This window comes from Bartonella sp. AC62GZZY (assembly GCF_042196525.1).
In the GTDB taxonomy this organism is placed as follows: Bacteria; Pseudomonadota; Alphaproteobacteria; order Rhizobiales; family Rhizobiaceae; genus Bartonella.
Map to the genome: position 1 here is coordinate 32,278 of NZ_JBHIQN010000008.1, position 14,875 is coordinate 47,152.

Here is a 14,875-nt window from a genome sequence, read left to right on the forward strand (position 1 = left end):
AAGTCCCTCTCCTATCCTAAAATAAAAATATACCTTACGTTTAAAAAAAGAACTATCGCAATATCTTAAACTGACCAAAAGTATCATGGGGAGCGGGTGTTGCCCCCAAATACATAGAGAGCAAAAAGCCGCAATATTATTTTCTTTTTCTTCTTCAAAAGCATAAAAATGACATTACTTCTGCCGCAAAATCGCAACAACGATGTTTTTTACCTGTCACAAGCTTAAAAAATAAACCTCAACACGCTTTTTAAAAAACTATTATAAAAAAAACTGCGCCACGAGAAACTGAAGAATGGTGCTAAATTCCTGCAAAAGCATAAAAGCATATAAGACAATTCTCAACAAATACGCCCCCTTTACAGACAAAGCATATCGTATAGGAAAGATTTATTTTATCAAAAACAGTTTTAAATTCGACAAAATGAAAGGAACCAAAAAAAGCTTTTGGCGTTACTCAAGCAGTGAAAATTTTCACTCCAATGCAAATGATCACTATGAACACATCAATACAAATATAATGAATCAAGAGGGATAAAATATCATGGCCCATAATAAAACAACACAGCACGATAAAACAGCCGTAGAAAAAGACCTACAAGGACAATTAGAAAAGTTACGCACTGAAATTTCAGGGATTACCTCAACCCTAACAGATCTTGGTGCAAACAAATTCAACGCCGCCAAAGACAAAGCGGAAAAACTATATCACTCAGCGAAAGAAAGTGGTGAAGACATGATGTCTCAAGCAAAAGACAAAATCAGTGATCTTGAACAAACCATGAATCAATGCGTTCGTAAAAATCCTGGCAAAAGCGTTTTGTTTGCCGCAGGGGTTGGTTTTATTCTTTCTCAATTACTACGTCGTTAAGCAATGCACAAGTTTATCGCTCCTCTTTTAAACCATCTTGTCGGTGGAGGGCTTAAAAGCACAGTCAAGCAAGTACGCCTTCAAGCAATTTTTTATGGGTTTATTGGCATTTCATTCTTCATGTCTTTGCTTTTTTTATGTACCATCGGTTTTATTGCGTTATGTTCTGTTATGAAGCCTCTTGCTGCCGCTAGTATCATGTTTTTAATTTGTCTTTCTCTTGCGGGATTAGGTCTTATTATCAGTCGCGTTCTCAAAACTTATCAACGCTATGACCAACAAAAAAAGACAGAAGAACAACGCCACAAACTGATGACAGATGCAACTGTTTCCAGCCTTGCAGCTCTCAGTCAACATCTCCCTTTTGCCAAATTGAGTGTTCCCATTCTCGGACTTGCAACTTATTTTTTGTGGAAAAAAGATAAAAAAGACCGCTTTTCCGAGTAAAATATGTAAAACTGTCACTCTAAATCCCCCCCTCAATGTGCTTTCTTTTATAACAAAAGAAAGCACATTTTTTTCCTCATAGTCTCTTTAGCTTCTTCAAGTGCCTGAAAAGAAATCCCCTTCATTTTGAATAAAAATTCCATAGAACCGCTTCCCTTTCAGATGTCCCCATTTTTCATAAACATGGCAACATGAGGCAAAGCTTGCATTAAAAGTTCTGGTTTGATTTGAAGCAATTGGTTGCTTTTTGAAGGCAAGGTATTTTCAGTTTTACCTTTTCTCTATTTTTTCATAAGCCTTTTTTCATGACCATAGGTCACATCAGTAGTTTGCGTGTGTTCAGATTTTACTGAACACTCATTTTTGTTACAATGACTATTTTGTTTAGGGGAAAAAACACGCTCCCACATAGTGCTGTAGTAAGCAACCTATCAAAAAGCAAGCTTTAAACCCAACAAATTTCCATAACGAGCGTTGTCCACCAAGGACCGTGTGGATTATAATTAACTTTTTTCTGATAAGATTCGCAGTAGAGTATTGTCTTCATTAAAATTAAATAGCGCTTAAGAGGACGCTTTTTCAATAATGGTCAATGGGATTATAGCTTCCATGATCTCTTCGCCAATCTTCAGGTGTTTCAAATTTGCTTGACCACAAGCCTCTTTTTGCTTTTTGAGCCGCAGATTGTAAGTTTTTATAGTCTGCGGGTGATGGGAAATTATGCTGATCTTTTGTCAAAACCATCAACCCTTCTGTCAGCCCCAACTGTGCAAGATCAACCCCATCCACAAAACATTGTGCATAATGAACCTGTTGAATGACACGTGCTTGGCGACACGTAACATTTTTATCAATTGTTTTTGAGACAAGCCACGCGGTGACGAAAGCACCACATGGCCACTTAATTCCATTGCGTGAGGCAAACTGTCGTGTTTCACAGGATTCCACACCATATAGTCGAATATTGCGGACGATCTTTTTTCTCCATCCCTCATCTACGAGCGTGATCATTTTAAAGGTAACACCACTCGTTACCTGTATAGCACCGGAATAGACTGGTACATTTTCTTCATAAAATTGTGATGCGAATGGTTCTGGGTGCAAAGCCGCATCTTGTTGGTTTACATCGTGTTGGTTTTTGTAATCGGTCAATTTTAACTTTGGATTTTGAACGGGGGTTTCTATTGTTTTTTCTGGTCCTTTAAAAAAAGAAGATTGCATAAATTTTTCAGTATGCTGATTCAAATAAAAGATTACAGCAAAAATAATAATAGACGTTAAGATAAGATATTTAAGCACTAATCGAAAACATTTTAAAAGTATCATTTTGAATATTACTATATTTTATTGTTCATTAACTGAGAAAAGATTAAATATTGTTAATTTATAGATAGAAAAATTTATTTTTTTCATTTATATGATTCCCGATTAATATTTTAATTATTAATTTTATGATTAACTTAAACATAAAGCGGGGGAATTTTCATGAAAAACATGAATTATTCGTTCAGTCGTGAACAAACCTTAGAAAAAGGTCTTTTATCCAATACACAAAAGAAATGGTTAACAACAGCATTGATGCTGTTTATTGCCTTCATTGTACTGAGTGAACCAGCATTTGCTGATGGCGGCTTCGGAAAAGTTGAAACTGCTCTTCAAAAAATAATTGAAGCTTTAACAGGAAACATTGCAAGATCGATTGCAACGATTGCGGTTGCTGGTATTGGGCTTGCCTGGATTGCTGGTTATGTTGAAATGCGTAAAGCTTTTTTTGTTTGTGTTGGCATCGGCATTGTTATGGGTGCATCGCAAATCGTATCAATGCTTTCCTAATTAAACTTTGCCTTTCAAAGCCATGAAAGAGCACGAAAAGCTAACAGAAGATACGCTATTTCTTGCTTGCACACGCCCTGCCATGATTGCAGGTGTGACGGTGGAAGCTATGGGATTAAATGGGATAGGAACGATGATATTGTTCATTATGGCAGGCAATATTTTTCTTCTAACCTTTGGTGTGATGCTGCATTTCATATTCAAGGAAATCCTAAAGCATGACCATAACAAATTTCGTATTCTTCTGACATGGCAAAAGACAAGTATTTTTGCCAGAAATTCGAGTCTATGGGGTGGGGGAAGTATTTCTCCATTACGATTAATTCGTAATTATGAGGAATTATAATGAAAACAACAGAGCGCAAGCGTGAAAAGCAGCCAGAGGCGATTATCCCTTACGTGCGCCATGTTAACAAGCATATCATTGCGCTGGATTCACGCGCTCTCATGAGCGTTATTAAACTTGAAGGGATTAACTTTGAGACAGCGGATATTATTGATCTGAATGTGCTTCACGAACAGCTCAACAATCTGTTTAAAAACATTGCGGATGAACGGATAGCGCTTTATAGCCATATTATCAGAAAGCGTGAAACGATTTATCCGGATGGTACTTTTAGATCAGCATTTGCCAAGCAATTAGATGATAAATATCGCGAGAGGATGGTTTCTCAGGAGCTTTATCGCAATGATCTTTATCTTTCGATTTTGTGGAATCCACACGTTGATCAAACGGATAAATTAGTGGAGTTTTTCAAACGTTTAGGCAAAGCCAAGCAAGAAAAGACAGAAGTTGATGCGGAATCCATTCGCAAACTTGAAGATATTACCACAGATCTTATTCAAAATTTAGAGCGCTATGGTGCAAGAAGATTGAGTCTTTATGAACATGAAGGCAATATTTATTCGCAGCAAAGTGAGTTTATCCACCAATTGGTGGGAGGTCGTCGTGAACGTATCCCTCTCACATGGGGGACGATAGCTTCGACTGTTTACTCAGACCGTCTTATTTTCGGGAAAGAGATCATAGAAATACGCACTGAGTCAGGACAGAGATTTGCGGGCATGTTTGGCTGGAAAGAATATCCAGCAAAAACCAGGGTAGGCATGGCGGATGGTTTGCTCACCCTTCCCTTTGAATTTATTTTCACCCAATCTTTTGTTTTCAAGAGCAAAAATGCTGCCAAACAGATTATGGGGCGCAAACAGAATCAAATGGTCAATGCGGGAGATCGAGCAGGTTCACAAATTATGGAACTGGATGATGCGCTTGATGATCTTGAATCCAATCGTTTTGTTTTAGGGGAGCATCATTTATCATTGGCAGTTTTTGCTGATACGCCGCAAGAGTTAGCGGATAATCTTGCCAAAGCGCGTTCTCGTCTTACAGATGGTGGGGCTGTCATTGCGCGGGAAGATTTAGGGTTAGCGGCGGCTTGGTGGGCACAATTGCCTGGCAATTATGCTTATCGCACGCGTTCTGGTGCGATAACAAGCCGCAATTATGCAGCGCTTTCTCCATTTCATTCCTTTCCGGTTGGGAAAATAGATGGCAATGTATGGGGACCAGCGGTCGCACTAATGAAGACCTCTGCTGGTTCACCATTTTATTTTAACTTTCACTTTGGAGATTTAGGCAATACGTTTGTTTGTGGTCCCTCTGGTTCTGGGAAAACGGTTATTGTTAATTTTCTTTTAGCACAACTTCAAAAGCATGATCCCAATATGGTCTTTTTTGATAAAGATCGCGGAGCAGAACTTTTTGTGAGGGCTGGTGGTGGCACTTATATGCCTTTGAAGAATGGTAAACCAACGGGCATAGCGCCGCTTAAGGGTTTAGATTATAACAATCCAGCAGATAGAGTTTTTTTACGGCAATGGATTATCAAGCTTGTTTCTTCTGAAGATCAAAAGATCAGTGAATCAGAAAGACAAGATATTTCTGCTGCTGTTGACCAACTTGCCTTATTACCCAAAGAACAACGGACAATATCGGCCTTACAAATGTTTTTTGACACCACGCATAGGGAGGGGATAGCGGGTCGTTTAGAGAGATGGTGTAAAGGCAATGCTTTAGGGTGGGTTTTTGACAATCCTGATGATGACATTGGCATTGATGCAAAATTTATTGGTTATGACATGACGGATTTTTTAGACAATAATGAAATTCGTCCCCCATTAATGATGTATCTTTTTCATAGAATTTTGTCTTTGATTGATGGGCGTCGTATTATCATTGTCATTGATGAGTTTTGGAAAGCGCTAGAGGATGATTCCTTTAAAGCCTTTGCGCAAGACAGGCTGAAGACTATTCGTAAACAAAATGGTTTGATGTTGTTTGCAACACAATCTCCCAAAGATGCGATTAATTCAACCATTGCGCACACCATTATAGAGCAATGCCCAACACAGATTTATTTTCCCAACCAAAAGGGCAATCATGGGGATTATGTAGAAGGTTTTAAATTATCGGACAGAGAATTTAACCTGATACAAGCAGAATTAAGCCGTGAGTCACGGCGTTTTCTCATCAAGCAAGGACAAAGTTCAGTTGTCGCAGAACTGAACTTACGGGGCTTTGATGATGAAATAGCCATTTTAAGTGGCACCACCAAGAACATTGAACTTTTAGAGACCATTATGGATGAAGTTGGACAATCTCCAGAAAAATGGCTTCCTATTTTCCAAGAAAGGTCAAAACAATGAAAAAACTTTTATTGGCAACAGCCGTCTATGCAGCTTCATTTGGCTTTCAAACAAATGCCTTTGCCATCGTGGTATTTGATCCCACAGCTGCTGCAAAATTGGCTGATCAATATAAACAAGCATTAAAACAGTTCGAACAAGGCAAACAACAGCTTGATCAATTGAAAGGTCAGCTTAAACAATTGCAAGATCTCTCTAAATCCTTAAATGTCAAGCCTGACATCTCTGAATTGAAAGACATGTTTAACAAGCAAGGGAACAGTGGCGCCCTCCCTTCTGACTTTAACCACTTTCAACAATCGATGGGCGGCAGCAGCGGTGGCGGTGGTGGCGGCGGTGGTGGCAGCAAAAACACGCAAAAATGGCAAGAAGAACTCTTATACAAAGAGCCCGCAGGCGGCGCTGGATCAAAAGAGGCAGCAGATGCTTTTTACGCACAAGAAGTGAAAAAAGCCGAACAGCGCGTAGTAGGAGAAGCGGCAAAAGGCCAAGACGTCTACGAAGAAGCCAGTGAAACACAAAAAAACATTAACAAGCTCCTTGATGAACTTGGAAGTACTAAAGATGCGGGTAAAATTCAAGGCATTCAAGCAAAATTAGCAGCAGTACAAGCAGACCTGCAAGCAAAAATACTCCAAATGCAAGCCGCCATGATGATTCAACAAGCAGAAGAAAAAGCGGCAGAAAGACGTGAAATGGAAGAATTTAAAGCACGAACCAAAGCTTTAGCCCAAAAAATGCGTGGTCAATAAACGAAAAAAAAGAGGGGCTTGAACATGAACAAGATCATCATAACAACATTGCTACTTTGCACAGGGCTCATCACCGCTGGATGTGAAAAAACCCATAGCGTCGCAGAATTTAAAAAAGATGAAAAATTACGCAATGAGTGGACACCTAAATGTATGTGGAAAAAACCTTCTGAAACAGAATCTCCTCAAAATTGTGAAAACTTAGGAAAAGCAATAGACGAACTTGGTAAAGAATCCTTTCAAAAATATCTAAATAAATATCGTACAAATGACGATAAACAAAAAACGAAAGAACAATCTGAAAAGAAAGAGGACAGTAATTAAAGCATAAAAATTCAACTTAGTATGGAACGCGAAACCCGTACGATAAGGAGCGGAGGAAAACAATGGCAGCGTATGATATATTTACCATGATAGACAACGGGTTGATGGAGCCACTTACAGAGACAACGAATAACGCCATTACACATCGCTATTGCGCTTTAGCTGCTCAACTTAAAAAGCTTCGTGCACTTTATAATATATTTATGGCAACATTATGTCTGTGCTCTAGATTTATCATCAATGGTTATAAAAAACCGATAACACAAGCAGAATTTAAAGATTGTGCTCAAACCTCAAAAACTGAAAGAAAGAAGGGGAAATATCTATGAATAAAGTTCTCATAACAACATTGCTACTTTGCACAGGGCTCATCACCGCTGGATGTGAAAAAACCTATAGCGTCGCAGAATTTAAAAAAGATAAAAATTTACGCTTCGAGTGGGATGCTAGATGTGGATTTGCAGGGACTTCAAAAAATTGTGAAAACATGCGGTTAGCATTTTTAGAACTTGAAAAAGAATATGAAGCACAAGCAGAAGAAAGAGAGCGTCAAGCGGAAGAGAACGATCGCAAAAGATATGAAGAATTTATGGCGAAACAAAAAGCTGATCTTGAAAAAATGGAGGCTCATACTAAGAAAATACTAGCTGAACAAGAAGCAAAACGACGTGCTGAGGAAGAACAAGAAGCAAAAGAGCGCGCGGCAGAAGAACAACAAAATAACCATTAAGACATAATGAAGAGCGGAGCATCTAAATGGCAATAGTAACCAAAGGCATATTTACTGACATAGATGATACTGTAATGGATCCCCTTACAAAAATAATGGATAGCACCATTACACACCACTATTGCGCTTTAGCTGCTCAACTTAAAAAGCTTCGTGCACTCTATATTTATGGCAACAATATGTCTGTGCCCTAAATTTATCATCACTGGTTATAAAAACCGATAACACAAGCATAATTTAAAGATTGTGCTCAAACCTTGTAAAACTGAAAGAAAGAAGGGGAAATATCTATGAATAAAGTTCTCATAACAACATTGCTACTTTGCACAGGGCTCATCACAGCTGGATGTGAAAAAACTCACAGTGTAGCAGAATTTAAAAAAGATGAAAAATTACGCCTAGAATGGGATGCTAAATGTGGATTTGCAGGAACTTCAAAAAATTGTGAAAACATGCGGTTAGCATTTTTAGAACTTGAAAAAGAACGTCAGGCAAAAGCTAAAGAAATATGGAACTCTACATTTGGGATAAAAGAGCGTACTGAGGAAGAACAAAAAGCAAAAGAACAAAATAATAATTAAATTATAAAAATACACAACGAATAGCGAAGTATCTAAATGGCAATAGTAACCAAAGGCGTATTTTCTTATATCGACAATATGTTAATGAATCCCATTACAAAAACAATGGATAACATCTATTGCACTTTAGCTGCTCAACTTAAAGAACCTTACAGACTATACAATAGATTTATGGCAAGATTATGTCTCTGCCCTAGATTTATCATCACTGGTTATAAAAAACCGATAACACAAGCAGAATTTAAAGATTGTGCTCAAAACTTGTAAAACTGAAAGGAAAAAGGGGAAATATTGATGAATAAAGTTCTCATAACAACATTGCTACTTTGCACAGGGCTCATCACAGCTGGATGTGAAAAAACCTATAGCGTCGCAGAATTTAAAAAAAATCCAAAATTATTTGATGAATGGGTCACGAGATGTGGAGGGATAGGAACTTCAAAAAATTGTGAAAACCTAAGAGTAGCAGGCGCTGAACTTGAGAAAGAACGTCAGGCAAAAGTTGAAGAAGAAAATCGCAAAAGAGATGAAGAATTTATGGCTAAACAAAAAGCTTGGATTGAAAAAATGAGAGCAGAAACTCAAAAAAAATTAGCTGAACAAAGAGCAAAGCGACGTGCTGAGGAAGAACGAAGAGAAAAAGAACGGGCGGCAGAAGAACAACAAAATAACCATTAAGACATAATGAAGAGCGGAGCATCTCAATGGCAGTAGAAAGCAAAGGCATATTCACTAAGATAGACAATATGTTGATGGATCCCATTACAGACGCAATGGGTAAAACCATTGTTAATCTCTCATCAAGCTTAGGTGCTCCGCTTAAGCTATCTTGTACAATCTACATTATATTTATGGGATACAATATCATCTATGGGCGTTCTTCCATGCCCTTATGGGAATTTATAGTGACAACTTTCAAACTCGGCATCGTTGTTTCACTTGCCACAAACGCCGATGTTTATAATGAGTGGGTCAGTGGTATATTTTTCCATGATCTGCCGAATGCCATTTCAAATGTCACACAAGGAGCACATGTGGATCGAAATGTATGGGACAATATGATAGGCAAAGCTGGAGCACAGGTTTTGGACGCAGCAAACCAGTACACAGGTCTGACTCAAATGGGGAAGTATATCGCGACATGGATTGCTGGTTTTATCTGCCTAGTTGCTGCTATCCTTTTTTGTCTAGTCGGTTTTGTTGTTTCATTATTTGCTAAATTGGGTTTGTTTCTTGTCCTATCAATAGGACCACTCTTCATAAGCCTCTATATGTTTTCCTCAACCAGAAAATTCACAGAAGCATGGTTAGGGCAAGTTGCAAACTTCATCATTTTATATGTGTTAGTCGTGCTGCTTGGTGGTTTATATGTTAACATTTCAATGAACGTTTTTTCAGAAGGTATTAAAGATATCTTCACTACTTTAATTCAGTTCTTGGTTGTTGGTATTGGTGGTATTTTTCTTTTCCTCAGACTCCCTGATATCGCATCAGCTTTAGCCTCTGGGGGGGCTTCTCTTACAGGATCAGGACCAGTCGCTAAAACAACGGCTCAACTAACAGGTAAAGCTGCTAATGCAGCAACAAGGGGCATTAAAAAATTAGCATCACTATTAAAAAAGGTCTAAGTTCAAATGCGGGAATTAAAAAAAATTGGGGTAATCTTACCGTTTCTCTTTCTCAGTGGCTGTATGTCTTCACCAAACACACTGAAGTCGCTGCCAAAATGTGATGGATATTCTAAGCGACCGCTCAACAAATCGATGTGGAATTGGGAAGGGAAAAACCCCACGCCCACGCCCATCATCATCAGTAACAACACACCCTCCACCATGAAAGAGGGGAAGCTGGAAATGCTTCTGGCACAAAAATTAACGGATGAAGAAATAAAATCCTACAAAGATTGCGGAAAAAAGGCATGAAAGAAAAAGACGTAGAACAATATATTGCCGAAGCGCGCTCGTTTGATCAAGACCGCATGCTCGCCTCACGCCGCACCACCCGCGTCTCCCTTACCATTGCCGGCATCGCGGTTGCTGTTGCAATAATGTCTTCTCTCGCGGTCATCACCCTCACGCCCCTTAAAACCGTGGAACCCTTTGTCATTCGCGTCGACAATTCAACCGGCATTGTTGAAGTCGTAGAAGCCTTAAAAGAAGGTCCCACAAACGTCGACGAAGCCATCACACGCTACTTCGCCGCAAAATACGTCCGCTGCCGTGAAGGCTTCACCACAGAAGAAACACAACATAATTTCCAAACCGTCTCTCTTCTTTCTTCTTCTGAAGAACAGCAAAGATTTGCCAGCTGGTATGGAGCAAGAAACCCCCAAAGCCCTCAAATTCTCTATAAACATGCCGCCGTTACAATAACAATAAAATCAATCTCCTTTATCAATGATGATGTCGCACAGGTACGCTATTATAAAACCGTCCGTGATAACGAGAACAACAAAGAATTTATCACACACTGGGTCTCAACACTTACCTTTGAATATATCAATGCCCCTATCTCTGTCCAAAACCGTTTAATAAATCCTCTAGGGTTTATTGTTAATGAATATAGAACCGATCCGGAAGTGGTCAACTGATCATGAAAAAAAATTTTCTTTTTCTCATTCTCAACATGGCTGTTGCCTTTTCTTTGATGAATATAAGCCATGCCAGTGTTTTTCCCACCCGCGCGCCCAACGATAGCCGCATTCGCTTTATTAATTATGATGCTTATAATGTCACTAAAATTATTGGCTCCATACGCTCATCCGTACAAATAGAATTTTCTGCCAATGAAGAAATTGCTCATGTAGCGATTGGCAACAGCGTTGCATGGGAAGTTGCACCAGCGGGTAATATTCTTTTTCTAAAGGCAAGAGAAGTCCAACCCATTACCAATCTCCAAGTCGTCACCACAAAGCTTGATGGCTCAAAGCGCTCTTATCAATTTGAACTCATCATTAAAGATGGAGAAATTTCCTCTGGACAAGAAACATATTTCCTTGTGAAATTCCGCTACCCACAAGAGGAAGCAGAACAAAGAAGACTTGCAGCCCTTATGCGACAAGAAAAAAAACAATCCCAACAGATTGATGGTATCTTCAACGCTTCTGAAACCTATGGACCACGCAATTGGGCTTACACCGCTCAAGGCTCTATCACTCTTGAACCCTCCTCTGTTTATGACAATGGCAAAACAACAACATTTACATTTCCCGACAACCAAGAAATCCCTGCCATTTACATTGTCAACAATGATGGTACAGAATCGCTGGTTCCCAAAACCACAAGAGGCAACATGGTGATTGTCCATGCCATTAGCGCACGCTTCACCCTAAGACAGGGAAAAAATGTCCTATGCGTCTTTAACGAAGCCTATCAACCCAAAGGCGTTAATCCAGGAACCGGAACCACCTCACCAGCTGTTGAACGTAAAATTGCATCAGATCTTTAAATAAGCGGGAATTGAAGGGGACAAAACATGAGTGATAAATCAATCATCGAAGATCGAGACACTATTAGGGATAGCGGAACAACAGCATTGTCTTTTCCCGACAACCAAGAAATCCCTGCCATTTATATTGTAAACAATGACGGTACAGAATCACTAGTTCCCAAAACCACAAGAGGCAACAGGGTAACTGACCATGCCATTAGCGCACGCTTCACCCTAAGACAGGGAAAAAATATCCTATGCGTCTTTAATGAAGCCTATCAACCAAAAGGTATTAATCTAGGAACCGAAACCACCTCACCATCTGTTGAACGTAAAATTGCATCAGATCTTTAAATAAGCGGGAATTGAAGGGGACAACACATGAGTGATAAATCAATCATCGAAGATCGAGGATCTATTGGAGATGGCAAAAACAATAGCGCCAAAACCGCCGGCAAAAAAATAGTTGTCGCAATAGCTTGTATAGGAATCTGCGGCTATGTCCTCTGGAACATCTTATCCACCCCCACAGAACAAAAAGACACCGCAAAAGCTCATAAAAAACAAGAACAAAGCTTTCACAATTCCCTCGCCCCTTTAGAGCTCGTCCCCTCTGACCCGCGTGCAAACATAGCGCCAATAACCTTACCACCCCCACAACCACTCGCACAAGAACCGAAAAAAGATGATCCCTTACTTGATGCCGCAAGACGCGCCCCCGTTCTTGCTTTTGCCAAAGGCTCTAGGTCTCAATTAAAAGACATTGTCAACACGACTCTCAATCCCTTTGAAAAATTCAATACCCTTGAAAATCTCGCCAATATGAAAAATTCCTCTGCCCTTCAAGACACACAAAATTTTGCGACCCTACTAAAGCCTACCAAAACAGAAGAAGCAAAAGCAAAAGCAAAACTCATCGGCAATAGAAACTTTATCATCGCCATGGGAACCTCTATTCCCTGTATCTTAGAAACGGCATTAAACAGTGAGCAACCAGGCTTTGCAAGCTGCATTATTAACCGTGATATCCTCTCCGACAATGGTCGCGTTGTTTTACTTGATAAAGGAACTCAAGTGATTGGCGAATACCGCGGAGGGATAAAACAAGGTCAATCCCGCCTCTTTGTTCTCTGGACAAGAGCAAAAACTCCAACCGGTGTCATCATCGACCTTGCCTCACCCGCAACAGACAGTTTAGGAAGAGCTGGTTTTGATGGCAACATCAACACCCATTGGTGGGAACGCTTTGGCTCTTCCCTTTTGTTGACCGTTATTGATGGTGCCACAACAGTTTTAACAAATAAAATAGTAGGCAATTCCAATAAAGGAGGTTCAAACAACTCTGGAGGCGGCGGTTTTGAAGGCGCAAACAACACTGGAAAAGAAGCCGCCAGTATTGCCCTTGAAAATCAAATCAATATCCCTCCTACCTTAGAAAAATTTCAAGGCGAACTGGTCAACATTTTCGTAGCAAAAGATCTCGATTTTTCCTCTGTTTATAAATTAACCATCACAAGAAAAAAGAGAAACGCTTTCTCGCGTTCTACGCCAGGCTATTCCTTTTTTTAATTCTCACGTTCAGAGTATATTATGCCAACAGCAAAAAACATAGAACGAGCCTCTATCGTTTTAACAAAATTAAAAATCTTAGATGACTTCCTCAATGATGAGAATTTATTTGAGATTGTTGTCAATCGCCCAGGCGAAGTGATTGTTGAGGGTCCAAATGGTTGGCAAACCCACATCTTAAAAGAGCTAACCTACAGCGAACTAGAAGGGATTGCGAAAGTTGTTGCTGCCTACACAACACAAAAAATTAGTGTAGAAAATCCCGTTCTTTCCGCAACACTGCCCAATAACGAACGCATACAAATTGTCATGCCCCCTGCTGTTGCCCCCAACACCATGAGCATGACAATTCGTAAACCTTCATCACGCACTTTTTCTCTTGAAAGTCTACACGAAAACCAGCTATTTTCTGTCACCAGAAACGTCAGTTTTACCCCCCTTGAACAAATGACAAAACGGGCAAGTGAACTCTCTGATACAGAAAAAGAGCTAACAGATCTCTTTATCGCCAAAGACTTTTGTACATTTTTAGAACGCGCTGTTGTTACACAACAAAATATCTTAATCTCTGGAAAAACCGGTTCTGGTAAAACAACCCTCTCCAAAGCTTTAATTGCAAAAATCCCTGAATATGAACGCATTCTCACCATAGAAGACACGCCCGAGCTTGTCGTTCCACACACAAACAAAGTGCAGCTCTTTTATTCAAAAGATAATCAAGGCTTAGCAAAAGCTGGAGCAAAAGAACTGCTTGAATCTGGATTGCGTATGCGCCCCGACAGAATTCTTTTGCAAGAGCTGCGTGATGGTACAGCCTTTTACTATATCCGTAATGTCAATTCCGGTCACCCAGGTTCTATCACCACCGTTCATGCCTCAACAGCACTCGCCGCCTTTGAACAAATGACCCTTTTAGTCAAAGAAAGTGACGGGGGTGGTAATTTAGCACGCGACGATATCCGCGGCTTATTAATCTCGATGATAGATGTCATCATCCAATGTAAACGTTTGGAAGGAAAATTTCGTGTAACAGAAATTTATTACGACCCTTTCAAGCGCCGTGATGCTTTTTAAAAAAAACGATACCCTCCCCCTCTTATGCCAATAGAGATTTTTTAAGAGCACAATTGATCGCTTCAGGTTCATTTTCAATGATTGAAAGTAACAAACGAGAAAAAGTATCTATAGAATATCGTCCCTGTTTCCAATCACGAATGCGCCTTACAGAAAAACCAAAACATGCCGAAAATGATATCTATAACCCTATATTTTTTCTGATTTTTTTGACATCAATGTTTGCAAGGATATGGCTACCAAATTTATGACCTCCGCTTCACCTTTAGCATAAGAACAAAGTATTGATTTATATAGATAATTTAGCGTTATTCAACTTGAATTAGAACCCTGAATATCGTAAAATTCTCTCATTTCAAACCTGTGTATCTTGAAACAATCAAAATCACTTGCTTGCACACTACAAGCGGATAGTCCATGTGAAAAAACCGTACAAGAAAGAATTAAAAATGGCTCTTATGAACCCTCTCTAATGCCAAGGACTATCGCAGCACTCACAAGCTGGCAAAGTGTGTGACGGTGCACCGGCTCGCTTCTTCATAAACATGCAATACATTGA

At 39.6% G+C, this 14,875-nt stretch carries 19 protein-coding genes and 1 pseudogene; 19 read left to right on the forward strand and 1 reads right to left on the reverse strand.

Features of this window, described 5'->3' with window-relative positions; translation table 11 throughout:
• The first annotated feature begins 544 nt into the window (after window positions 1–544).
• Entirely contained in the window at window positions 545–871 is a 327-nt protein-coding gene (locus tag ACFIML_RS06165) for a YqjD family protein (protein WP_375606507.1), read from the forward strand.
• A 3-nt stretch (window positions 872–874) separates the two neighbouring features.
• Window positions 875–1,318: a hypothetical protein gene (locus tag ACFIML_RS06170; RefSeq protein WP_375610244.1), complete on the forward strand. Its 444-nt coding sequence runs from the start codon at window positions 875–877 to the stop codon at window positions 1,316–1,318.
• A gap of 579 nt (window positions 1,319–1,897) precedes the next feature.
• Here ACFIML_RS06170 and ACFIML_RS06175 read toward each other — a convergent pair.
• A complete protein-coding gene (locus ACFIML_RS06175) occupies window positions 1,898–2,644 on the reverse strand; it encodes a nuclease (protein ID WP_375606509.1) in 747 nt (248 codons plus the stop codon).
• 159 nt (window positions 2,645–2,803) lie between these two features.
• Between ACFIML_RS06175 and ACFIML_RS06180 the strand changes: the two genes are divergently transcribed.
• The 17 genes and pseudogenes from ACFIML_RS06180 to virB11 all read left to right on the forward strand — a co-directional run bounded on the left by ACFIML_RS06180 (window position 2,804) and on the right by virB11 (window position 14,316).
• Window positions 2,804–3,151 carry a TrbC/VirB2 family protein gene (locus tag ACFIML_RS06180; RefSeq protein WP_375606510.1) on the forward strand — a complete coding sequence of 116 codons (348 nt, stop codon included), beginning with the start codon at window positions 2,804–2,806 and terminating at the stop codon, window positions 3,149–3,151.
• A 22-nt stretch (window positions 3,152–3,173) separates the two neighbouring features.
• Window positions 3,174–3,497, forward strand: coding sequence for a type IV secretion system protein VirB3 (locus tag ACFIML_RS06185; protein ID WP_375606511.1), 324 nt, complete (start codon window positions 3,174–3,176; stop codon window positions 3,495–3,497).
• Window positions 3,497–5,857, forward strand: coding sequence for a VirB4 family type IV secretion/conjugal transfer ATPase (locus tag ACFIML_RS06190; RefSeq protein WP_375615044.1), 2,361 nt, complete (start codon window positions 3,497–3,499; stop codon window positions 5,855–5,857). Before ACFIML_RS06185 ends, ACFIML_RS06190 begins: the two co-directional genes overlap by 1 nt.
• A complete protein-coding gene (locus tag ACFIML_RS06195; protein ID WP_375687646.1) occupies window positions 5,854–6,609 on the forward strand; it encodes a type IV secretion system protein in 756 nt (251 codons plus the stop codon). Before ACFIML_RS06190 ends, ACFIML_RS06195 begins: the two co-directional genes overlap by 4 nt.
• 24 nt (window positions 6,610–6,633) lie before the next feature.
• Window positions 6,634–6,933 (forward strand): EexN family lipoprotein, encoded by a 300-nt coding sequence (locus tag ACFIML_RS06200; protein ID WP_375687648.1) that lies wholly within the window; start codon window positions 6,634–6,636, stop codon window positions 6,931–6,933.
• A gap of 62 nt (window positions 6,934–6,995) precedes the next feature.
• Window positions 6,996–7,262, forward strand: a complete 267-nt coding sequence (locus ACFIML_RS06205; RefSeq protein ID WP_375687650.1) for a hypothetical protein — start codon at window positions 6,996–6,998, stop codon at window positions 7,260–7,262.
• On the forward strand, window positions 7,259–7,663 hold the full coding sequence (locus ACFIML_RS06210) for an EexN family lipoprotein (RefSeq protein ID WP_375687652.1): 405 nt from the start codon (window positions 7,259–7,261) through the stop codon (window positions 7,661–7,663). Before ACFIML_RS06205 ends, ACFIML_RS06210 begins: the two co-directional genes overlap by 4 nt.
• A 26-nt stretch (window positions 7,664–7,689) precedes the next feature.
• The gene (locus ACFIML_RS06215) at window positions 7,690–7,857 is read left to right on the forward strand and encodes a hypothetical protein (RefSeq protein WP_375687654.1); all 168 of its coding nucleotides are present in this window, start codon (window positions 7,690–7,692) and stop codon (window positions 7,855–7,857) included.
• A gap of 96 nt (window positions 7,858–7,953) precedes the next feature.
• A complete protein-coding gene (locus ACFIML_RS06220) occupies window positions 7,954–8,244 on the forward strand; it encodes an EexN family lipoprotein (RefSeq protein ID WP_375686473.1) in 291 nt (96 codons plus the stop codon).
• Between the two features lie 294 nt (window positions 8,245–8,538).
• The gene (locus ACFIML_RS06225; protein WP_375615041.1) at window positions 8,539–8,922 is read left to right on the forward strand and encodes an EexN family lipoprotein; all 384 of its coding nucleotides are present in this window, start codon (window positions 8,539–8,541) and stop codon (window positions 8,920–8,922) included.
• Between the two features lie 26 nt (window positions 8,923–8,948).
• A complete protein-coding gene (locus tag ACFIML_RS06230; RefSeq protein WP_375687656.1) occupies window positions 8,949–9,872 on the forward strand; it encodes a type IV secretion system protein in 924 nt (307 codons plus the stop codon).
• A gap of 6 nt (window positions 9,873–9,878) precedes the next feature.
• Window positions 9,879–10,166 carry a type IV secretion protein VblB7 gene (locus ACFIML_RS06235; RefSeq protein WP_375687658.1) on the forward strand — a complete coding sequence of 96 codons (288 nt, stop codon included), beginning with the start codon at window positions 9,879–9,881 and terminating at the stop codon, window positions 10,164–10,166.
• A complete protein-coding gene (locus tag ACFIML_RS06240) occupies window positions 10,163–10,834 on the forward strand; it encodes a virB8 family protein (protein ID WP_375606522.1) in 672 nt (223 codons plus the stop codon). The genes ACFIML_RS06235 and ACFIML_RS06240 overlap by 4 nt, the downstream gene beginning before the upstream one ends.
• Before the next feature lie 2 nt (window positions 10,835–10,836).
• Window positions 10,837–11,691 (forward strand): P-type conjugative transfer protein VirB9, encoded by an 855-nt coding sequence (gene virB9, locus ACFIML_RS06245; RefSeq protein ID WP_375687660.1) that lies wholly within the window; start codon window positions 10,837–10,839, stop codon window positions 11,689–11,691.
• A gap of 78 nt (window positions 11,692–11,769) precedes the next feature.
• Window positions 11,770–12,027, forward strand: a pseudogene (locus ACFIML_RS06250) (TrbG/VirB9 family P-type conjugative transfer protein); the annotation flags it as partial.
• 27 nt (window positions 12,028–12,054) lie between these two features.
• Window positions 12,055–13,242, forward strand: a complete 1,188-nt coding sequence (gene virB10 / locus ACFIML_RS06255; protein ID WP_375606525.1) for a type IV secretion system protein VirB10 — start codon at window positions 12,055–12,057, stop codon at window positions 13,240–13,242.
• Between the two features lie 21 nt (window positions 13,243–13,263).
• Window positions 13,264–14,316, forward strand: a complete 1,053-nt coding sequence (gene virB11, locus ACFIML_RS06260) for a P-type DNA transfer ATPase VirB11 (protein ID WP_375606526.1) — start codon at window positions 13,264–13,266, stop codon at window positions 14,314–14,316.
• Window positions 14,317–14,875 lie beyond the last annotated feature (559 nt).